20 protein-coding genes are annotated in these 19,550 nt (G+C 34.8%); 13 read left to right on the top strand and 7 right to left on the bottom strand.

Annotated features, from left to right (window positions below):
- Window positions 1-2: 2 nt before the first annotated feature.
- The 4 genes from H6622_02170 to H6622_02155 all read right to left on the bottom strand — a co-directional run bounded on the left by H6622_02170 (window position 3) and on the right by H6622_02155 (window position 1,813).
- Complete coding sequence (locus H6622_02170; protein ID MCB9060309.1) at window positions 3-440, bottom strand: response regulator; 438 nt, start codon at window positions 438-440, stop codon at window positions 3-5.
- Between the two features lie 2 nt (window positions 441-442).
- Window positions 443-886, bottom strand: a complete 444-nt coding sequence (locus H6622_02165) for a response regulator (protein MCB9060308.1) — start codon at window positions 884-886, stop codon at window positions 443-445.
- Between the two features lie 61 nt (window positions 887-947).
- Entirely contained in the window at window positions 948-1,373 is a 426-nt protein-coding gene (locus H6622_02160; protein MCB9060307.1) for a hypothetical protein, read from the bottom strand.
- A 20-nt stretch (window positions 1,374-1,393) separates the two neighbouring features.
- Window positions 1,394-1,813, bottom strand: coding sequence for a hypothetical protein (locus H6622_02155; protein ID MCB9060306.1), 420 nt, complete (start codon window positions 1,811-1,813; stop codon window positions 1,394-1,396).
- Window positions 1,814-1,945: 132 nt separating this feature from the next.
- On the opposite strand from H6622_02155, the gene H6622_02150 reads away from it, so the two are divergent.
- Both H6622_02150 and H6622_02145 read left to right on the top strand, forming a co-directional pair.
- On the top strand, window positions 1,946-3,259 hold the full coding sequence (locus tag H6622_02150) for a hypothetical protein (protein MCB9060305.1): 1,314 nt from the start codon (window positions 1,946-1,948) through the stop codon (window positions 3,257-3,259).
- Complete coding sequence (locus H6622_02145; GenBank protein ID MCB9060304.1) at window positions 3,256-3,624, top strand: hypothetical protein; 369 nt, start codon at window positions 3,256-3,258, stop codon at window positions 3,622-3,624. The genes H6622_02150 and H6622_02145 overlap by 4 nt, the downstream gene beginning before the upstream one ends.
- Window positions 3,625-3,628: 4 nt before the next feature.
- Here H6622_02145 and H6622_02140 read toward each other — a convergent pair whose 3' ends face one another.
- Both H6622_02140 and H6622_02135 read right to left on the bottom strand, forming a co-directional pair.
- Window positions 3,629-4,252: an HAD-IA family hydrolase gene (locus H6622_02140; GenBank protein MCB9060303.1), complete on the bottom strand. Its 624-nt coding sequence runs from the start codon at window positions 4,250-4,252 to the stop codon at window positions 3,629-3,631.
- The gene (locus H6622_02135; GenBank protein MCB9060302.1) at window positions 4,252-4,797 is read right to left on the bottom strand and encodes a hypothetical protein; all 546 of its coding nucleotides are present in this window, start codon (window positions 4,795-4,797) and stop codon (window positions 4,252-4,254) included. The genes H6622_02140 and H6622_02135 overlap by 1 nt, the downstream gene beginning before the upstream one ends.
- Window positions 4,798-4,969: 172 nt before the next feature.
- On the opposite strand from H6622_02135, the gene H6622_02130 reads away from it, so the two are divergent.
- The 7 genes from H6622_02130 (at window position 4,970) to H6622_02100 (ending at window position 12,483) form a co-directional block, all read left to right on the top strand.
- Window positions 4,970-5,836, top strand: a complete 867-nt coding sequence (locus H6622_02130) for a HEAT repeat domain-containing protein (protein MCB9060301.1) — start codon at window positions 4,970-4,972, stop codon at window positions 5,834-5,836.
- Between the two features lie 80 nt (window positions 5,837-5,916).
- Window positions 5,917-6,417, top strand: coding sequence for a ubiquinol-cytochrome c reductase iron-sulfur subunit (locus tag H6622_02125; protein ID MCB9060300.1), 501 nt, complete (start codon window positions 5,917-5,919; stop codon window positions 6,415-6,417).
- Window positions 6,418-6,445: 28 nt separating this feature from the next.
- The gene (locus H6622_02120; protein ID MCB9060299.1) at window positions 6,446-7,228 is read left to right on the top strand and encodes a cytochrome b N-terminal domain-containing protein; all 783 of its coding nucleotides are present in this window, start codon (window positions 6,446-6,448) and stop codon (window positions 7,226-7,228) included.
- A 32-nt stretch (window positions 7,229-7,260) separates the two neighbouring features.
- Entirely contained in the window at window positions 7,261-8,343 is a 1,083-nt protein-coding gene (locus H6622_02115; protein MCB9060298.1) for a hypothetical protein, read from the top strand.
- A gap of 25 nt (window positions 8,344-8,368) precedes the next feature.
- Window positions 8,369-11,209, top strand: a complete 2,841-nt coding sequence (locus H6622_02110; protein MCB9060297.1) for a c-type cytochrome — start codon at window positions 8,369-8,371, stop codon at window positions 11,207-11,209.
- A gap of 31 nt (window positions 11,210-11,240) precedes the next feature.
- The gene (locus H6622_02105) at window positions 11,241-11,858 is read left to right on the top strand and encodes a cytochrome c oxidase subunit 3 (GenBank protein ID MCB9060296.1); all 618 of its coding nucleotides are present in this window, start codon (window positions 11,241-11,243) and stop codon (window positions 11,856-11,858) included.
- A gap of 190 nt (window positions 11,859-12,048) precedes the next feature.
- The gene (locus H6622_02100) at window positions 12,049-12,483 is read left to right on the top strand and encodes a DUF420 domain-containing protein (GenBank protein ID MCB9060295.1); all 435 of its coding nucleotides are present in this window, start codon (window positions 12,049-12,051) and stop codon (window positions 12,481-12,483) included.
- A gap of 72 nt (window positions 12,484-12,555) precedes the next feature.
- Here the strand turns inward: H6622_02100 and raiA are convergent, their stop codons facing one another.
- The gene (gene raiA, locus H6622_02095; protein MCB9060294.1) at window positions 12,556-12,843 is read right to left on the bottom strand and encodes a ribosome-associated translation inhibitor RaiA; all 288 of its coding nucleotides are present in this window, start codon (window positions 12,841-12,843) and stop codon (window positions 12,556-12,558) included.
- A gap of 125 nt (window positions 12,844-12,968) precedes the next feature.
- Here raiA and H6622_02090 point away from each other — a divergent pair, with 125 nt between their 5' ends.
- From H6622_02090 to H6622_02075, 4 genes are all read left to right on the top strand, one after another.
- Complete coding sequence (locus tag H6622_02090) at window positions 12,969-14,792, top strand: ATP-dependent metallopeptidase FtsH/Yme1/Tma family protein (GenBank protein MCB9060293.1); 1,824 nt, start codon at window positions 12,969-12,971, stop codon at window positions 14,790-14,792.
- Window positions 14,793-14,859: 67 nt separating this feature from the next.
- Entirely contained in the window at window positions 14,860-16,737 is a 1,878-nt protein-coding gene (gene cyoE, locus H6622_02085) for a protoheme IX farnesyltransferase (protein MCB9060292.1), read from the top strand.
- 216 nt (window positions 16,738-16,953) lie between these two features.
- On the top strand, window positions 16,954-17,778 hold the full coding sequence (locus tag H6622_02080) for a hypothetical protein (GenBank protein ID MCB9060291.1): 825 nt from the start codon (window positions 16,954-16,956) through the stop codon (window positions 17,776-17,778).
- Between the two features lie 35 nt (window positions 17,779-17,813).
- A complete protein-coding gene (locus tag H6622_02075; GenBank protein ID MCB9060290.1) occupies window positions 17,814-19,541 on the top strand; it encodes a cbb3-type cytochrome c oxidase subunit I in 1,728 nt (575 codons plus the stop codon).
- The last annotated feature ends 9 nt before the right edge of the window (window positions 19,542-19,550 follow it).

Below are 19,550 nucleotides of genomic sequence, written 5' to 3'. Positions count from 1 at the left end.
ATTTATTTAATTTGATGCCTTCGTTTTATCATATCCATAAACACTGTATTCCATTTTTTTATAATATCATGACAGTAGTTTATTTCTTTCAAAAAGATTTCTTTTTTGATCGGTTTAAAAATAAAACTAGAAGCTTTTTTTCGATAACATGACGTGAAATTTATGAGATTGTCTTCTGCTGTAATAATGATAACTTCCGTTCCATGTCCCATCTTGTGAATTTTTTCCAAAACCTCTTGCCCTGGCATTTCACTCATGTTGATATCAACAATGGCAATTTGAGCACCATGATGTTCAATATGTTCGAGTGCTTTTTTAGGTGAAGTAAAGCTAAATATTTTATAATCAATTTCACCTTTGAGAAAATTTTCTAATAATATGAGTGTATCTTTATCATCATCAATGAGTATAACACTTAAGGGATATTCTATTTTTAGCATTGTTAAAGACTCTTTCTTTCTTTTTTTCTTTTCATCATTTCTATAAAAACACCATTCCATCTCAATAAGTTCTCACGACATCTCTCAATTTCTTCGAGGACACTTTCTTTTTTAAGTGGTTTGAATAAAAAGCTATTAGCTTTTTGAGAGTAGCACGTTGTGAAATTCAACATGTCATCATTTGCCGTTATGATAATAGACTCTGTTCCATGTCCAAAAGCATTGATCTGTCTCAATACTTCTGGGCCTTTTATATCTGGTAAATTGATATCAATTACTGCAATTTCAGCACCTTTAGATTTAATAAAATCCAATGCATCTTTAGGAGATGTAAAACAGGTCAGTTCATATTGCTCAAGACCTTCTAGATATTTTTTCATGATAGCGTGTATCATCGGATCATCATCGAGAAGAACGACTGATAATGGGTAACTAAAATTAAGCATATTATCTCCAAATTTTTTATAGGGAAATTATCTCTTAATTCAAGAGCTGAGTCTAGATGTTTTAGTTTATGCCGGTTCTATGTTTAAGAGTAACCTGAGAGATTATTGATAAGATTTTGCTCTGTGCTCGTCTAATTTGCTCAGAATTTAAATTGGCCTGCATTGTCTTAAAGGCCTCCCCTGCAAAGTTTCTATCAATTTTAGAAAGAATAGAACGTTGAAAATTTTGATTCATACTATTTAGTGCTATTCCAAGAATTTCAGGGCGTATGTTAGAGCAAACTTTTCTTAATAATTGAATATCTATTTTATCTAAAGATTCAAAGGTCAAGATTTCCTGCGATAATTCTTCGGCCAATGTGGGGTTCTTTATTCTTATAAGTTGTAAAATTCTTGATTTTTCAGTTTCATCCATATACTTGAGCATTTCAATAACTTGAGCTTTACCATTTATAAAAACACCGTTTTGGGGAGTGGTATTAGACATCTAATCTCCTTTGCAGATACTTAAGTATCCCATTTAGATTTTTCTTTCTCAAATTTTTGCTTTGCATTTTCTAATGTATTTTTGTGATTCTCTATAAGGTCATCGATTTGATTGCCTTGAGTTTCTTCTAATTCAGCAACGCGGTCTTGATGGGCCAATTTTAATTGATTAAGTTCAGAGTCTAATCTTTCTTGTTCTGTTGTCATTCTTATTTGATGCTTCTCTCTCATCTCATCGATTTTTTTTTCTAATTCGACTTCCATCTGACCGAGTTGGAGATCATAATCGTTTTCCAACTTTTCCATTCTCTTTTCATTTTCTTTTACAGTTTCATTATATTGCTTTGCATTTTCTTGACGTAGCTTAGTTATTTCCAAATAATGACGTTTGGTTTCAAGTTCTTTGGCCCTATTGGCCTTAATTGTACTAAGCTCAGACATGAGAAAGAACCTTTGAACATTGGTTTACGGCCAAAATTGGCCGATATAAGATAAATTATAATTTTTAGGAACAAGGCCCGATAGTAGGAAAATTCTATCCATAGTACTTATAAAGTACTAATATTAAGTCACATGAGCATTAAAAAAGAAAATTTAAACATCATTCTTACTGAACAAAAAAACTTAGATTTTCGAAAGTGGCTGAATCTAAATCTTGAAGGTCTTACCTGGCAAGGGAGATTTGAAAAAGAATTTGAATCATTTTGGACTTTTTTTTTCAAAGAAGGTTTAACAATTCAAGAGATGATTGACCGACTAAATTATGCAGAAGAATATGCTAAAATAGGGCCATTAAGTTCATGGTTTAGATGGCTTAGAGAGATGTTTCTGGCCCATATATTTATCACTGAAAAAATATCCGTTTATGGATTAGGACTAGCAACTCAAATTGAATTACCACAGATTGCAAGTATTCTCAGAGATTTTTTTATCGATAAATTTCCTCAGTATGAACATTTTTTTTCAAACATATTTCAAATAGGAAATATGGCATCAAAAAATCTTGGAGTTGACTACGAACTTTTAAGCAATAAGCTAAATCTTCCAAACTATTTTTTTGGGCCGAATGAAGATGATGTAATGCTCTCTATGGAAATAACACTCTATGAAATTTGGGACAGTTTTTCTGAACAAATGAGAAAAGATTTTTCCAATGAAAAGTTTTCTTTAATGAGAGTTGAATCTAGAAAAAATATATCTAAACAGTTTAAGGTTCTCTATGATTTTATCTTAATTTCAATAATTGCAATTTTTTTGTTATGGGGCGTAAAAGAATTAAATATTTACTATGAGAAATATTTGGCCGATAAAATTAGTATCTATGAGCCACAGTTTTTATGGCTAGATAAAACACTTAAGTTTAAAGAAGAAACAGACAGTACTTTGGATATTGCTGATGTAGAATTCAAAGATATTGAAGAAGAGATTGCTGAAGACGAAAAACTACTTGAATTCGAAGAAGAAGAAAGGGTTGGTGTTGAATCTGAAGTTGTTTTGACTTCTTGGGACGCTCTACCAAAAGATTTTGCAACAGCTGATCTAGAACAATCAGATTTTGAAGAAGAACAAAAGGGCGGATATAGGGATACTCGTTTTGGAAATAAGAAAGTTTATCGCGTGATGATGAAATCTGTTGATACATATAAATCTAAAATTGCACTAAACAAAATTTTAAAACAATATAATGCTGAAGCTGTAGGTAAGGTGCAACCAGGGAAGCAAGTTCCCGGAGGCATATATTATAATCTTTTTGTACCAAGAAGTAATCTTAAAGAGTTTCTATCTAGAGCAATGGATGTGGAAGATTCTATTCTTTATGAATCAAGAACAAGGGGCCAAAACCCTCCAGGGATGACGAAAGTCTTTATTTGGATAAAGAGTATATGAACTTAGGAATTTTAATTACTGTTATTAAACTGACGTTTATTATTTTCTCGTATTCGCTTTTTTCAGAAACGATGGAATTTCATCAATGCTCTTATACTGCTAGAAATTTAGGTTTCGATAAAGACAAGATTTACTTAAAAGTCAAAATTATAGAAATTATAAATTCTAATACAAAATATTGCAAAGTAGATTTAGGTATTAAAAATATAAAATTAAAAAATATCACAAAAATGCCCAAGATTAATGAAAAAATAAATTTACTTCTTACCACATTTACTGGCCCAGAATGCAAGACCATCAAATCTTGCGAAAATGAGCATTGGGAAATTATTTCAAATTCTGATATTTTAACAATAGAGAAATAATCAATTATGATTTTTTTATATTTTTAAAATTGGTGCAAAGTTCGGCCGGATTGTTGATGAGTGCAACGTTTTCTAAAGCTTGTAACCTATGTATTGAATTATATCCCCATGTCACAGCAATCGCCATAACACTAGAACGATGAGCACATCTGACGTCTCTTACTTCATCTCCAATATAATAATTTTCGTGGGCAGGATAATTTTTTTTTATCTTTTTGATACTCTTTGATTTATTAGTTAGGCCACGACCAGCATGTATTTCTTTAAAATATTTAGCTTGATCATTTAATACTTCAGTAACTATTTGATGACTATTTGAAGTGACGATAAAAAGATTAAAATCTTTTGCAAGCTGAGGAAGAATTTTTTCTACTCCTGGAAAAATTCTTAATTCACTTCTTCTTTTAAACATTTCAGAACGCCCATCTTTTAAAATAAAAGGGAGCTTCCACCACGAAACATTTAGCTTTTTAAGAATTTCTTCACTTGATAGTTCACGTACATTTTCCAAATCAAACACACTCGCATTTAATTTATACTTTTTGCAAACTTCAAGGAAGGATTCCTTAAAAACATCATAAGAGTCACATATTGTACCGTCAAAATCAAAAATTAGATTTTTGGTCACTACATCTGCCCATCTGGAATTGAAAATAGACCCTTGATCCTTCTAAGTAGGATATGAGTTTTTCCAAGATAATACCACTGTCTTACAAATCCAATGATTACAGCTGCACTAAAACCATAAACAACTCCAGAATGAATTGTTTTAGGAACAAGACCTGTATCGTGTGCTCCTCCAAGAAAAAAAGCAATCATACCCAATATCAACATCATCATCGTCCATGGAATTGTCTGCCTTTTCGCTAAATTCGAATCATAAACATATTTATCTACTTTTTTCATATATGGAGTCAAATCTTCAGGGGCGTCCTCAAACAATTCATGCAGGTTTGATTTTGTCTTAAGCAAATGATCAATGTTATTTACAAGCCTAGCAACTCCTATAAAATAAAACATCACAAAGGCCTGAGCAAAAATTGTATATAAAAATGTAGGTATTGCTATTTGAATATGACCAAGTTCTAAATTTATAAATTTGTGTGCTAAAGCAATTGTCAAAAAAATACCAAATAACATAATGAGAATGAGTGCTCTTAAAAGATAGGCCATATTATACACCTTGTTAAAATAGAGTTCGTTTGAAAACTCTATGCAAAATCGCAATTCAATTGTCATAACTGAAGCATTTTGATATCGAAGAGACTTCGAATTTACTAGCGTGTAGTGCCATAATGCACATAGGCCGTCAAGAAGTTACGACGCGTAGAAGAGTGAGGTTAGCATGGCCAGTATTTCAAATACAAAAAGTGGAAAAAATATCCTCGAGAATTCTTTCGTTGGAAGTTTGGTTGTACCAATAGCAATTGTATTGGTAGGAGCGTTAATCATCTTTGGTGTGACGCAGATGCTTTCAACCGGAAAAACATACAAAGATCTAGTGTACGACTTACAATCCAAAACATTTGGAAATAGATGGATTGCTGCCTATGAATTGTCTAAACAAATTGCTTCCCAAAATATTCCCGAAAGTGAACGCCCTTGGTTGGCCCTTAAACTTGAAGAAATTTACAGAAGCTCTAACGACCACCGAACAAAAGAATTTCTTATCGTCACTCTAGGAACTTTGGCCCAAACAACTTCTTTGGAAATATTCAAAAATGGACTTAATGAAAAAGAAGGGAATGTAAAATTTCATTCTTTAGTTGCTATTAGCAATATGCCAAAGGGCACTCAGTTTGATTGGACTATATTGAATAACCTCCTAGAAGATTCTGATCAAGGTATTCAACAACTGGCCATCTTTGCCATTGGTCGACATGGAAATCGTGACCAAATCTCGAAAATAGTTCCCTTTCTAGAAAGCAAAAAACGTTTTCTAAAGTATTCTGCTGCAACTTCACTCATAGAACATAAATTTCAAAAGGCAATCCCCGTACTTAAAGAAATCCTTCTTTTAGACTCAGCGCCACAGGTGCAAAGTGAATTTAATCAAGAGAAAGTCTATGCGTTAAAAATGAATGTCTTATCTGCGTTGAAAAAGGCCAGGTGGAATGATATTAATGACGTTATAGAAAAAATTTCTAATGATGATAAAAATGTGAAAGTCGTCTCTATGGCCAGAGACGTACTAAAAGAGTTGAAAAATTAGGTAATTATCCTACATAATTTAGATACCGATTTCACATTTTTTTGATTAGATAATATTACTATTTCTAAAAGGTCGATTCAATGAGTGACGAAAAAAGACAATTAAACCGAAGAGAATTCTTTAGCTATTTTACTATGGGTTGGATAGCCTTTGGTGCCGCATCCGCAGGACTTCTCAGTTTAGTATTTAGATTCTTATATCCAAACGTAAATTTTGAACCAGAAATGGAATTTATTGCAGGTCAACCAATTGATTATGACAATGGCGTTGATGAACGATGGAAGAAAAAATATGGTGTGTGGATGGTTAAACAAGAAGGAAAACTCGTAGCACTCTCTAATATTTGTACACATCTTGGCTGTATTCCAAATTGGCTTCCAGCTGAATTAAAATTTAAATGTCCTTGTCACGGTTCAGGATATTATATGAACGGAGTCAACTTCGAAGGACCTGCCCCTCGTCCACTAGAACGCTACAAAGTTGCTTTAAATCCTGAAGGAAAAATTGTTGTTGATAAAACCAAAATATTTCGAGAAGAAAAAGGACAATGGTCTAATCCAAGTTCATTTATTGAAGTTTAATTTTAACCAAATTTAAGGAAAGTTAGTCATGGCAGGAAAAAGTATTGCTGATAAAGTGAGAGAGACGCAAGTTTGGAAATCTATATTTAGACATGGGCCACCAACTAATGCTCGAAATAGAGCAGCTGTAATTGCAGGCAATGTCTTTCTTCATTTGCATCCTATAAAATTAAAAAAATCAGGAGTTCAACTTGGCTACACTTGGTGTATGGGTGGGTTAACTTTCTTTATATTTTTGGCCCTAACAGTAACTGGTGTTCTATTAATGTTCTATTATAGACCAACTGCAGAATATGCTTTTCACGATATTATCGCTCTAAAAGAACATGTGCCCTTAGGAATTATGAGAGAAATTCATAGATGGGGTGCGCACGCAATGGTTATCACTGTTTGGTTGCACATGTTTCGCGTGTTTATGACAGGATCATATAAACCACCAAGAGAATTTAATTGGGGAATTGGTGTCATCCTACTCGTCCTAACCCTGTTACTATCCTTTACAGGATATCTTCTTCCCTGGGACCAGCTTGCCATCTGGGCCATTACTGTTGGTTCTAATATGGCCAAAGCTACTCCATTTCTTGGACATGGTGGACCAGGGGCCAGTCTTGCTCAAATTGGAGATTTTGTAATGGTCTCTGATAAAAATGATGTTCGTTTCCAACTTTTGGCCGGGAGATTTGTTGGAGAACCCGCACTTCTAAGATTTTATATTCTTCACTGTATTTTTATACCTCTGGTTGTAGGTGTACTTATAGCAATACATTTTTGGAGAGTTAGAAAGGATGGCGGAATTTCTGCCCCATTGTAATGAAGAGCTCTATTTAATTAGAAGGAAGTTATATGCTTATTAAGGAAATTGTAAACACTGTTTCTGATCCGATCTGGTCGTTTCCGGCCGTGATGGTTCTATTTTTCATGATGATAAAATATTACCACGTCGTAGGATCTAAAAAATTTGCAATGTGGACAACTATTGCATCTTTACCAGTCATTTACTGGTTTGTATCTGATGCTAACTTTTATAATATTATTACTACTCCTGATAATATTCCTATCATCATTTTAATTTTCTTTGTTTTCTTCACAACTTGGCTTTCTCTTCATAAGGCCTCTGAAAACGATAAGAGAATTGCACAGGGACTACCACCAATCGAAGGGACTCCCGAAAATAGAGAAAAAGTATGGGCATGGCCAAACCTTGTCTACACAGAACTTTTTGTCATCATTGCTACAACTATATTTCTTATTGTGTGGGCCATTGTTTTTAAGGCCCCCCTTGAAGAACCAGCAAACCCAACTTGGGCACCTAACCCAGCAAAAGCTCCTTGGTACTTTTTAGGTCTTCAAGAAATGCTCGTTTATTTTGATCCTTGGATGGCCGGGGTTGTTCTTCCTGGAATTATCATCGTAGGTCTTATCTCGATTCCTTATATTGATACTAATCCAAAAGGGAATGGGTACTTTTGTTTTGCAGATAGAAAATTGGCCATTACTTCATTTCTTTTTGGTTGGCTGGCCCTTTGGATTTATCTCATCTTAATTGGTGTATTCCTAAGAGGACCTAATTGGACATTTTATGGGCCTTTCGAATTTTGGGATTTCCATAAGGTTGTGGCCGGTAATAATATCAATCTTTCAGAAATCCTATGGATAAAGATTTTAAATACCTCTATGCCAAAAAATATTTTTGCGAGAGAATTTCTAGGAGTCGTTCTTACTCTAGGCTATCTTTTTGGTATCCCCGCCTTACTATCAAAATCAAAATGGGGTCTTTCTATGATCGATAAAACAGGAATTATTAGATACTACATCTTTGTTTATCTTGCAGTGATTATGATGAGTTTACCTATAAAAATGTTTTTAAGATGGATCATTGGATTAAAATATATCATTGCAATGCCAGAATTTGAGCTGAGCTTATAAAAAAATACGACGAAAGGGTAATATAATGAATAAAAAACATGAACCAGGTATGGCCTATGATATGAAAAAACTGCATAAATTTTTTGCAGTTTTATCTATCACGTTTTTTATGGTTGTCATTTGGGTCTTCCTTGATGATTTTATCAGACCTTGGAAAGCAGTCCAAGTACAGGCAATGCAAATTGAGCGTAAAAAAATTCAGGAAAATATTGATTTAGCAAAAAAAGAAATTGATCCAATTAAACTTGATCAACTAAAAAAGGATCTTGAAAAAGGTAAGCAAACTGTCGCATCAAAAAAAGCAGAAATTGAAAAATACGAATCAGAATATGAAACTCTGATAAAAAATATCAAAAAACAAAATATTCAAAACGGTGAATATAACGCAGAAGTTGCCGCTCTAACATTTGAGTATGAAACGGCTCACGCGCACCACGACCATAAAGCTCCAAAGCTTTATGAAAAACTTAGAAAATACAAAACACTTTTTGCAGAATCTAAAAATAAAATTAAAGAATACGATCTCGAAAGAAAAAGACTTGAAAATGTTCTAGCTGATCTTAGAACTGCACAAGTTTCAATCTCAAAAGAAATCGAAAAAATGACTATGAAAGTAGATCTATTGAATTCTGCTTTGAAAAAGACAGAAATCAATCCTCTTTTTGTCCTTAGAAATTCTCCTTTTGTAGATTATATGGATCCAACCATTAAGGTTAACTATCTCGTTTTAAATGATTACGTTGATGATCTTTATTTTAGAAAGGTTCCCAAAAAGGAATTTTGCACTACATGCCACACTAAAATAGATAAACCTGGGTATGAAAAAGAAGACAACCCACATAAAACCCACCCAAAACTAGATCTTATGGTTGGACTTAATTCTCCGCACCCAATGAAAAAAACAGGTTGTACAAGTTGTCACGATGGAGAAGGGCACAGACTAAGAGATTTCTCGGCCGTTGCACATACTCCAGAGAATCCTGAGCAGCAAAAATTATGGGAACAGAAATATCATTGGCATGCTCCCCATAAAATAGCTAAACCTATGTTGAAAAAATCACAATCTGAGGCCTCTTGTATAAAATGTCATAAAGATGTTCAGTATATTCCTGAAGCTACAGTCCTCAACGAAGGAAGAAGAAATATTGATAAATTTGGATGCTACGGATGCCACAAAATTCAAGGCTGGGAACATAAAAGAAAACCAGGACCTAGCTTAGAAAAAATTGCAGGTAAAGTTTCTAAAGAATTTTTCAAAAACTGGGTATGGGATCCTAAATCATTCAATAAACATGCAAAAATGCCTTCGTTTTTCAATCAATCAAATAATACTCAGGCAGAATTTAGAAATAAAAATATTACTGAAATCAATGCTGCTGCTGAATTTGTATATTCTATCTCTGAAAAATATGAACCATTTGAAAAATATACAGGTGGAAATGCTGAAAAAGGAAAAGAGCTTGTTTCTAAAGTCGGATGTGTAGCCTGTCATGGAGTTGAAGGCCTAGACGATATCAACAACAAGGTAAATGCATATAAAGGTCCTTTCTTGACTGGGACTGGATCAAAAGTTTCAGCAGATTGGTTAATTTCTTGGCTCATAAAGCCCTCGCACTACCAAAAAGACACCATAATGCCTTCATTTAGACTTTCTAAAGAAGAGGCCAATCATATTACTGCCTTTTTGATGACTCTAAAAAATGAGAAATTTGAACGATTAAAATTTGAAGGACTGGATCCATCCCTTAGAGATGAAATGCTAACAACATATCTTACCGCCTTTGACACAATTGATGTTGCCAAAGGAAAACTTTCAAATATGTCAGATTATGACAAAACAATTGAGTTAGGGAAAAGAACTGTAGGCAAGTACGGTTGCTACTCTTGCCACTCATTAAAAGGCTTTGATGATAGGGCACCCATTGGGCCAGAATTAACAAATGTTGGTTCAAAACCAGTTGAACAATTTGCTTTTGGACATGTCAAAATCGATCATAAAAGAGATGCGTGGATATATAACCATCTCTTGAATCCAAGACAATGGGATGGTGGAACTGATAAACCATTTAAAGATCTTCTCAGAATGCCTAATTTCAACATGACCGAGAATGAGGCGAAAACAATTACAGTCGCACTGCTAGGTCAAGTAAGTGATCCTATACCACTGAGTGGTATGAGACTATATAATGCAGATGAACAGAAAGTTGTTGAAGGTATGAAAGTTCTTCATAAATTCAACTGTGTAGGTTGTCACCAAGTCGATGGAAGATTCGGTGACATACTCCCTGTTTTTGAACAAGAAGATATTAACGCCGGGCCACCACGCTTGGTTGGTGAAGGCCATAGGGTTCAGTCCGACTGGTTTTTTAAATTCTTGAATAATGTTCACGTAATTAGACCATGGCTAAATATTAGAATGCCTTCTTTCAATATGACCGATGATGAACGAAATGCAATTGTGGCCATGTTCCAACATAAATCTAAACGTCCTACTTTTATTGAGATTCCTGAAAAAGTAATCTGGGAGCCAGGCGAAAAAGAAGCAGCGAAGGCCTTATTTAAATCTTATGATTGTACTTCCTGTCACGCAGGTGGATTCGTTGCCGGAGGTGAAGAATTGGCACCTGATTTACATTATGCTAAAAAACGTCTAAGACCTTCTTGGATTTCAAAATGGTTATCAAATCCTCAAGCGATCTTGCCCGGGACCACGATGCCAAACTTTTGGGAAGAAGGAGAGGCCATGGATCCACAAATTCTTGGTGGAGATATGAAAAAACAGATTCAGGCCTTAACGAAATTAATTTTAGAGTTCGGGTACGATAAATATCACGAACCATTTAAAGTTTATGATCCAACTAAATAATTGTTGGACGACTTAGAATCGAGGAGCACAAATGGGCGGAGCAGTAAATAGAGGATTAATAGAGTATCCAGAAGATAAAACTTTTGGAAAAGCGTCCCCAGGAAAAATTGGGATGTGGATTTTTCTTGGCACAGATGGACTGTCGTTCTCTGGATTGTTAATCGCTTACGCCGTTCTAAGAATATCAAAACCGTGGCCCAATCCTATTGAAGCACTAGGAGGAGTTGGGCTTTCAGGTTTTATGACATTCTTGCTTATATGCTCTTCTGTATCGATGGTACTTTCAATTGATGCATGCAAACATCGAGATAAAAAGGGAATGATTACTTGGCTTATTGCTACTATCGCTGGTGGAGCTTCTTTTCTGGCCATTCAGGCCTATGAATATATTCACCTCCATCACAGTGGTGTAACTTTTAATCACTTTGTTGGAGGACAGCATCTATTTGGAGCAACTTTTTACTCAATTACCGGATTTCATGGACTACATGTTTTTACAGGTGTTATGTACTTGTGTTTTATGCTGAAAAAAGCACTTGCTGGTGACTTTGATCATGGAAATCATAACCAACTTGAAATCGCTGGACTTTTTTGGCACTTTGTCGACTTAGTGTGGATTCTTGTATTCACCTTTGTTTATTTACTGTAGACTATGAAAACCCTCATTACTTTTGTTTTTTTGTTTTTGTCTGAGCTCGCGCTTTCATGTCCTTACTGCGCGGGCTCTTTGACTAATGAAAAAGACCAATATGTCGTCTATATTCTCATGGCCTTCATTGCAATAATCTATATTCCATTCTATTTATTATATAGATTAATAATTAAAAATCGTAAGATTAATGGCACTAAATAATTTTCCATTTATAAATGCGTTGCTAAATACATGTTCATTTATATTACTCATGGCCGGGTACATCTCGATAAAAAATGATAAAAAAATATTTCATAGAAATTGCATGGTCTTGGCATTAATTACTTCGGCCTGCTTTTTGGTTTTTTATCTCTTTTATCATTACAATTTCGGATCAAAGAGATTTCCAGAGCTAGGCCTAATAAAAACGATCTATCTCGTAATTCTCTTTACACATACTATACTAGCTACAGCAATGGTACCAATGATAGTAAAAACTTTTTATCACGCGTTTAAAGGTCAGTGGGATAAACACAAGAAAATCGCCAGGTTGACTTTACCTGTTTGGATTTATGTGTCATTTACAGGGATCTTAATATACTTGATGCTTTATCAATTACCAAAATTTTTAAAGCTTACATAATAAAAGCTTACTCAAAGCATTGACACTGTTCTGTATAAAGAAGATAGAGAGGTCATTAACCTCTCTATGATTCTAGTGCTGAAATTTATCGTGTTGCCCCGATAATTGTTTATCCATCTTCTTAATGACTTCATCCACAGATTTGTAAAGATCTTCTGTTTGGGCCTTGGCCGCAAAATCTTGCTTATGGTTTCTTAAAGTCAATTCTGCAATCTGAGTTTTATTTTCCACCCAACATGTCCAGTGAAGTTCAGCATTCTCATCTTTTATGAATTTTTCAAGTTTTTGGGATTTTGATTTTATAAGTTCATCAAGTGCCGGAGTATGCTCCATATGTCTAAAACTAATCACAAATTTCATATCTTACCTACCTTTGACTAATTCATCCAATAAAGTCTATAAACATCAAATAGCAATATATTGCGTGACAGAGCATGATGTAAATCAACTTTTTAAAAAAAATAAAGCATCTTAGGAATTTTATTATGAAAAAATATTTGCCAAATAAGTCTAGACCTAATGGTATGTTCTTTTTTTTCCTATTAATGATCTTTTTTATATATATGTCTGAATTTATTAAAAATTCACAGTCACAATCTATACCTTATAGCCAATTTAAACATGAGGCGAATAACGGAAATATTAATTCTCTTACTTTTAAAGGCCTAATAATAGAAGGTTCTTTCAAGCAAGAAATTCAAAATGCCAACAAGTCATATAAATCTTTTTCTACTATAATGCCTTCAATTGAAGACCAACAGTTAATTCCACTTCTGGAAAAACATGAAGTTGAAATCAATGCTTTAAAGGATGAACCAGGAAGCATTCTTCTCATTTTATCAAATTTATTGCCAGTCATTATCATTATAGGATTTCTAGTTTGGAGTGGCCGGAAAATGAATGGAATGATGGGGAAATTTAACCCGAAAAATCCATTTGGAGAAAGTGGTAAGAAGTTTCAGGTAACTAAACCTGATACGAACTTTTCAGATGTCGCCGGCGTAGAAAATGCAAAAAAAGACCTTCAAGAAATAATAGATTACTTAAAAGATCCTTCAAAATTTGAGAAAGTTGGAGCAGAGTTACCAAAAGGAGTATTACTACAAGGCCCTCCTGGTACAGGAAAAACTTTATTGGCCAGAGCATCTGCAGGAGAGGCGAATGTTCCTTTTTTTAGCATAAGTGGTTCCGAATTTATTGAACTCTATGTAGGTATGGGAGCATCAAGAGTAAGAGAATTATTTTCTGAGGCCAAGAAACAGGCCCCATCCATCATTTTTATAGATGAAATAGACTCAGTTGGTAGAGCAAGAGGCACAGGCCTAGGTGGAGGACATGATGAAAGAGAACAGACTCTTAATCAAATACTTTCTGAAATGGATGGGTTCTCGTCAAGAGAAAAAGTAGTTGTAATGGCAGCTACAAATAGACCTGATGTTCTAGACTCAGCTCTTGTTAGACCTGGTAGATTTGACAGACAAGTAACGCTTGATCTCCCCCACAAAAATGCGAGAATTGAAATTCTAAATGTTCATCTTAAAAAATTAAAATTGGGTAAAGGAATTGATTCAGAAAAACTGGCACAAGCTACTCCAGGTTTTTCAGGTGCTGATCTTAAAAACCTAGTTAACGAAGCAGCATTGTTAACTGCTAGAAAAAATGCCCCCCAAACCACAATGAATATTTTTGACGAGGCCAGAGATAAGGTCGTAATGGGAAATCCAAGAGAAAATTTTCTAACAGAAAAAGATAAAGAAATTATTGCTGTTCACGAGGCCGGGCATGCTTTAGTTGCAATGTGTCTTAAAGGCGCAGACCCTGTAAGAAAAATTACCATCATTCCAAGAGGAAGAGCACTTGGCTTCACTGAACAATTTCAAATTGAAGAGAGAGTAAATCTTTCAAAAACTCATTTAGAAAATCAAATCGCAATTTTGTTAGGAGGTAGAATTGCTGAAGAAGTCATTTTCAATGAAATCACTACAGGGGCGGAAGATGATCTCAAAAGAGCAACAAAATTAATTCGTAAAATGATAGTAAATTGGGGAATGAGTAAAAAATTGGGTTATGTAGCCTTCTCTCAAGGCGAAGAACATAGTTTTTTGGGACGTGAAATGTCTAGACCAAAAGATTTTAGTGAATCTACAGCTGCAAAAATAGATGAAGAAATTCAAAACATGATGAAATCCAAAGAAGAGCAAGTATCAAAAATAATTAACGACAATAAATTGAAATTACTCGCGATGTCAGGCAAACTTATGGAACAAGAAATTTTATTAGAGGATGAAATCAAACAAATCTTTTCTTAAATAAGCTTTACGAAATTAACACAAGATTTTATAAGGACTTTTATTTTATAAAAGCACTAAATAAATAATGACTAAAAGACTATCTCTCATTGCTATATTTGTGACTTTCTCTTTACTTCTGTGGGGAGGATTTGTTCATAATACTCAATCTTCTTTGGCCTGTCCCGATTGGCCTCTTTGCTATGGACAATTATTTCCGAAAATGGAAGGCGGTATTTTCATAGAACACGGTCACAGACTTCTGGCCTCACTCGTTGGTTTTTTAACCCTACTTCTTCTTTTTTTTGCTAATAAAGATTATAAGAAAAACAAATTGAATAAGTATAATAGAATTATTTTTCAGTATTCTTGTTTGGCCCTTTTCTTCGTAATAATCCAAGGTCTTTTAGGAGGGATAACTGTTATCTATCAGCTACCAACCATCGTTTCAACGAGTCATCTTGGGCTATCGATGATTTTTTTCTGCACTTTAATTTTTATAAACCATCAGTGCATTGTTAAAGAAACTTATGAATTGGGTGATTCATTAATTTTTGAAAACAGCATTCATAGTGAAAGTGAAAAAATATCATCACAATGGCCTGGAGAATTGAAAAACAGTGCATTCATTATTTGCATGCTCATTTATTCTCAAATGATACTTGGGGCATTTATGCGTCACTCTGCCGCAGGTGCTTCGTGTGGACTTGGAAGCAAGAATTCAATATTGTGTCTTGACACTTTAAAGTGGGAAACAACTTTATGGCCCAGCACTGCTCAAGCACAATTGCACATGCTCCACAGAGTTTATGCTATTTTGGTCTTTCTTCTAATTGTTTATTTCGTGATAAAAAATATTAAACTCATGAATATTCTATCTAATGAATTTAAATCTTTTGTGAAAAAACAGAAAATATATCTTGTTGGTTTGATTCTCATTATTCTCCTTCAGATTAAATTAGGAATTCTAACAATAGCCTTTAATATGTTACCTTTTCCTACAACTGCTCATCTTGCCGGAGCCGCCCTTTCTCTAGGTGTAGCATGGAAAATTTTTCTAACTTATAGAAGTGCACAAGAAGAACTCCATCCGCGTGGTCTTCATACTTTTTTTGAAGATGTAATAGATCTCACCAAACCAAAACTCTCTTCACTCGTCATGCTTACTGCCCTTGTTGGTTTGATTTTAGTTCCTGAACACATTAATTTTTTTAGAGCATTGGCCTCATTAGTTTTGATCGCAATGGTAGTCTCAGGTGCAACTTCTCTAAACTGCCTCATCGAAAAAGATATTGATAAGACAATGGAAAGAACTCTCGATAGACCTCTTCCGGCCGGCAGAGTTTCTTCTAAGTTTGTGATGATCTTAGGAACTAGCTTATTGGGAATTTCTATTCCCTTACTATGGCCGGTAGTTAATCCCCTGACTTCAATTTTGGGTTTAATCGCCGCATTGAGTTACCTATTCGTTTACACCCCTCTTAAAAGAAAATCTCATCTTGCTGTATTCGCAGGAGCTCTCCCCGGTGCCATTCCTCCTCTCATGGGCTGGACGACGGTTACGGGCACCTTTGCCCCAATGGCCTGGTCGTTATTTGCCATTCTATTTGCATGGCAAATACCACATTTCATGGCCATCTCAGTAATTTATTCAAAGGACTATGCAAATGCTGGGATACGAGTCTATCCAAATGTAAAAGGAATTCGCCAGACAATTCAAAATGTGTTCACCTATACCATTTTACTCATAGGTGCTAGCTTACTACCTGCTAAGTATGCAGGGGCCGGAAGGCCTTATGAGATTTTTGCAATAATAATTGGACTCGTCATGCTCGCCATCTCGTTGCAAGGTTTTTACAAGTATAGAAATGGACAAGAAGAGTTGAAAGAATGGGGGAAAAAATATTTTTGGGCATCAATTTTCTATCTCCCTCTGTTACTTGGTGCGCTACTTTTTCTAAAATAAATAATTTTAAAAAATTCATATCTTTGTTGCAAAATTCATTGAACTCTGAAACTCTACTGTGAATTCTGCCCAATTTAAAAAGACTAGTAGAAGCATTAACATTTTTATAGTATAAGCCCTACTATCTGTTTTTAAAATGTTGAGTTCGAACATTGAACAAAATCCAGTTTTTGTGTTCGTTGGTTATTAACAGCTTCATTAACTTGAAGGAATTTTATGGAATTTACGAGTGATCTTTTAAATTTGTTTGTTGGATCGAATGATGGACGTACATTGGATATGGGGCTTTGGGAGAGAATGAAACCTCCAATTGATTTATCTATCAATGGGCATCGTATAGATGAACTATTTGCATATACAACTTATGCAAATCTCTTTTTTTTCACCCTCGTTTGTTTAGGTCTTTTTGGTTTTTCTTTTTTTTATGCTAAGAAGAGAAACAAAAGTGCTTCTTATAACAAGGGAGATAGTAAAAAACAAATTGCTCTTGTTGCGGCCATTGCACTTTCAGTTTTCTTGTTTATTGATATGAGAATAACTAAAGAATCTAATCAGGATTATACAGGAATTTATACAAAATGGCCCAAGGAAGATGACGCTGTAAGAATTCAGATAATGGGACAACAATGGATGTGGAATGTAAGATATCCTGGAAAAGATCAAGTGTTTAATACCGCTGATGACGTCGTTCTTACAAATGATTTTAGAGTTCCACAAGGCAAGAAAGTTGTTGTTCAGGTTATTTCAAAAGATGTCATTCATTCTTTCTCTCTACCAAATACAAGAAGAAAAGTTGATGCTATTCCTGGTAGAGTTACCAGAATGTGGTTTGAATTGAAAAAAGATGAAGTTTTAGAAGGCGAATATCCAGTTGTTTGCGCCGAAATGTGCGGAACAAACCATTATAAGATGCAGGCGAAAATGACCGTCTATTCACAAGATGATTATGAAAAATGGTATCAACAAGCTCAAGAAGTCGCTGCAATGGAGAATGATCCAAAAAATCTCGCATTTTTTTGGGGATGGAAGTGGGTTAAGTAATTAAAGATTTTTTTAAATATTCGGAGTAAGAAAAAATGGCATTTTACGAACAGCATATTCATGCAAAACCAACAACTTTTCTTTCTAAATATATATTTTCCTTTGATCATAAAGTAATTGGTAAGCAATTTTTATGGTACGGAATTTTCTTTTTAGGGATCGGTGGAATGATGGCCCTTCTTATACGTTGGACTCTGGCCTTCCCCGGACAAGCTTTTCCCCTCTTAGGGCCATTTTTGTTTCCTGATTCAAACGGAATTGTTCCTCCTGATACTTATGCTATGCTTTTCACTTTACATGGTACAATCATGATTTTCTTTGCCATTACACCAATTCTCATTGGAGCATTTGGAAATTTTTGTATTCCTTTGCAAATAGGTGCAAGAGATATGGCGTTTCCCGTTCTAAATATGCTTTCTTTTTGGCTTGCATTTGCCTCAGGTATTGTATTACTTATTTCTCTTTGTTTACCCTTAGGAGCTGCTTCTGGGGGATGGACTTCTTACCCCACTCTTTCAACAATGATCGGTCAGCCCGGTCTAGGTCAAACCTTATGGTGCTTATCACTTTTTATGCTAGGAATTAGCTCTACAATGGGTGCGATTAACTACATAACAACTATAATTGTCTTAAGAGCTCCAGGTATGGGATATTTTGATATGCCTCTAACAGTTTGGGGCCTAGGGCTTACAGCTGTATTGAATGCAATATTTTTACCAGTCCTAGGAGCAGGATTATTACTTCTCATCTTTGATAGAGTTTTTGGCACAACCTTCTTCCTGGCCGGTGCAGCAGCTACATCAGGAACGGGGGATCCAATTTTGTTTCAACACGTTTTTTGGATCTTTGGCCATCCAGAAGTATATATTCTTATTTTACCGGCCTGGGGTATAGTTTCAGACTTACTCTCTTTTTTCTCTCGTAAACCAGCTTTTGGGATGAAAGCAACAGCATTATCGATGACAACTATTACGATTTTATCAACAATCGTATATGGACATCATATGTACACAACACAGATGAGTCCCCTCCTTACTCAAACTTTTATGATGCTAACAATGACAATTTCAATACCTTCAGCAGTTTTCTTTGCAAACTGGCTTGGAACTCTATGGAAGGGATCCATACGTTTTGATTCACCAATGCTCTTTGCTCTTGGAGTAGTTTTTGTTTTTGGTCTAGGAGGATTAACTGGTCTTTATCTGGCCACTGTTACAACTGATCTTTATTTACATGACACCTATTTCGTTGTTGGACACTTTCACTACACAATGGCGGCATCTGTTCTCTTGGGTGGATTCGCTGCTGTCTATTTCTGGTTTCCAAAAATGTTTGGAAAGATGTTGAATGAAACCCTTGCTAAAATACATTTTTGGTTAACAATGCTTGGCTTAAATGGAGTATTCATGGGTATGATGATTGTCGGATACGCCGGAATGCACAGAAGAATTTATAATCCATTTGTTTATGAGTTTTTACACAAGCTTATTCCTATTAACACTTTTATTTCTGTAAGTGCGATCTTAATGGGGCTTGCGCAATTATTTTTCGTTTGGAATTTTATTCATACTCTCTTAAAAGGTGAAAAAGCTCAACAGAATCCCTGGAATGTAGGAACGCTAGAATGGACAATTCCTTCTCCTGCTCCTCACTACAATTTTGATAAAATTCCAGTTGTGAAATGCGGGCCTCATGAGTTTTCAAATCCAAATGTAAAAGACAAGGATTTCCAATATCAAACAGAAGAACTTGTTCAAGCGTAAAAATGAGTA

The organism is Halobacteriovoraceae bacterium (assembly GCA_020635115.1).
Taxonomy (GTDB): Bacteria; Bdellovibrionota; Bacteriovoracia; order Bacteriovoracales; family Bacteriovoracaceae; genus JACKAK01.
The sequence above is the reverse complement of the archived record's forward strand: the minus strand, read 5'-3'. Positions and strand labels throughout refer to the sequence as shown.

What these genes read in the sequence shown, in the direction of transcription:
- H6622_02120 (MCB9060299.1), top strand. Translation starts at nt 6,446, where the DNA reads ATGGCAGGAAAAAGTATTGCTGATAAAGTGAGAGAGACGCAAGTTTGG.
- H6622_02165 (MCB9060308.1), bottom strand. Translation starts at nt 886, where the DNA reads ATGCTTAATTTTAGTTACCCATTATCAGTCGTTCTTCTCGATGATGAT.
- H6622_02080 (MCB9060291.1), top strand. Translation starts at nt 16,954, where the DNA reads ATGGAATTTACGAGTGATCTTTTAAATTTGTTTGTTGGATCGAATGAT.
- H6622_02155 (MCB9060306.1), bottom strand. Translation starts at nt 1,813, where the DNA reads ATGTCTGAGCTTAGTACAATTAAGGCCAATAGGGCCAAAGAACTTGAA.
- H6622_02135 (MCB9060302.1), bottom strand. Translation starts at nt 4,797, where the DNA reads ATGGCCTATCTTTTAAGAGCACTCATTCTCATTATGTTATTTGGTATT.
- H6622_02105 (MCB9060296.1), top strand. Translation starts at nt 11,241, where the DNA reads ATGGGCGGAGCAGTAAATAGAGGATTAATAGAGTATCCAGAAGATAAA.
- H6622_02100 (MCB9060295.1), top strand. Translation starts at nt 12,049, where the DNA reads ATGGCACTAAATAATTTTCCATTTATAAATGCGTTGCTAAATACATGT.
- H6622_02075 (MCB9060290.1), top strand. Translation starts at nt 17,814, where the DNA reads ATGGCATTTTACGAACAGCATATTCATGCAAAACCAACAACTTTTCTT.
- H6622_02125 (MCB9060300.1), top strand. Translation starts at nt 5,917, where the DNA reads ATGAGTGACGAAAAAAGACAATTAAACCGAAGAGAATTCTTTAGCTAT.
- H6622_02130 (MCB9060301.1), top strand. Translation starts at nt 4,970, where the DNA reads ATGGCCAGTATTTCAAATACAAAAAGTGGAAAAAATATCCTCGAGAAT.
- raiA (MCB9060294.1), bottom strand. Translation starts at nt 12,843, where the DNA reads ATGAAATTTGTGATTAGTTTTAGACATATGGAGCATACTCCGGCACTT.
- H6622_02170 (MCB9060309.1), bottom strand. Translation starts at nt 440, where the DNA reads ATGCTAAAAATAGAATATCCCTTAAGTGTTATACTCATTGATGATGAT.
- H6622_02150 (MCB9060305.1), top strand. Translation starts at nt 1,946, where the DNA reads ATGAGCATTAAAAAAGAAAATTTAAACATCATTCTTACTGAACAAAAA.
- H6622_02145 (MCB9060304.1), top strand. Translation starts at nt 3,256, where the DNA reads ATGAACTTAGGAATTTTAATTACTGTTATTAAACTGACGTTTATTATT.
- H6622_02110 (MCB9060297.1), top strand. Translation starts at nt 8,369, where the DNA reads ATGAATAAAAAACATGAACCAGGTATGGCCTATGATATGAAAAAACTG.
- H6622_02160 (MCB9060307.1), bottom strand. Translation starts at nt 1,373, where the DNA reads ATGTCTAATACCACTCCCCAAAACGGTGTTTTTATAAATGGTAAAGCT.
- H6622_02090 (MCB9060293.1), top strand. Translation starts at nt 12,969, where the DNA reads ATGAAAAAATATTTGCCAAATAAGTCTAGACCTAATGGTATGTTCTTT.
- cyoE (MCB9060292.1), top strand. Translation starts at nt 14,860, where the DNA reads ATGACTAAAAGACTATCTCTCATTGCTATATTTGTGACTTTCTCTTTA.
- H6622_02115 (MCB9060298.1), top strand. Translation starts at nt 7,261, where the DNA reads ATGCTTATTAAGGAAATTGTAAACACTGTTTCTGATCCGATCTGGTCG.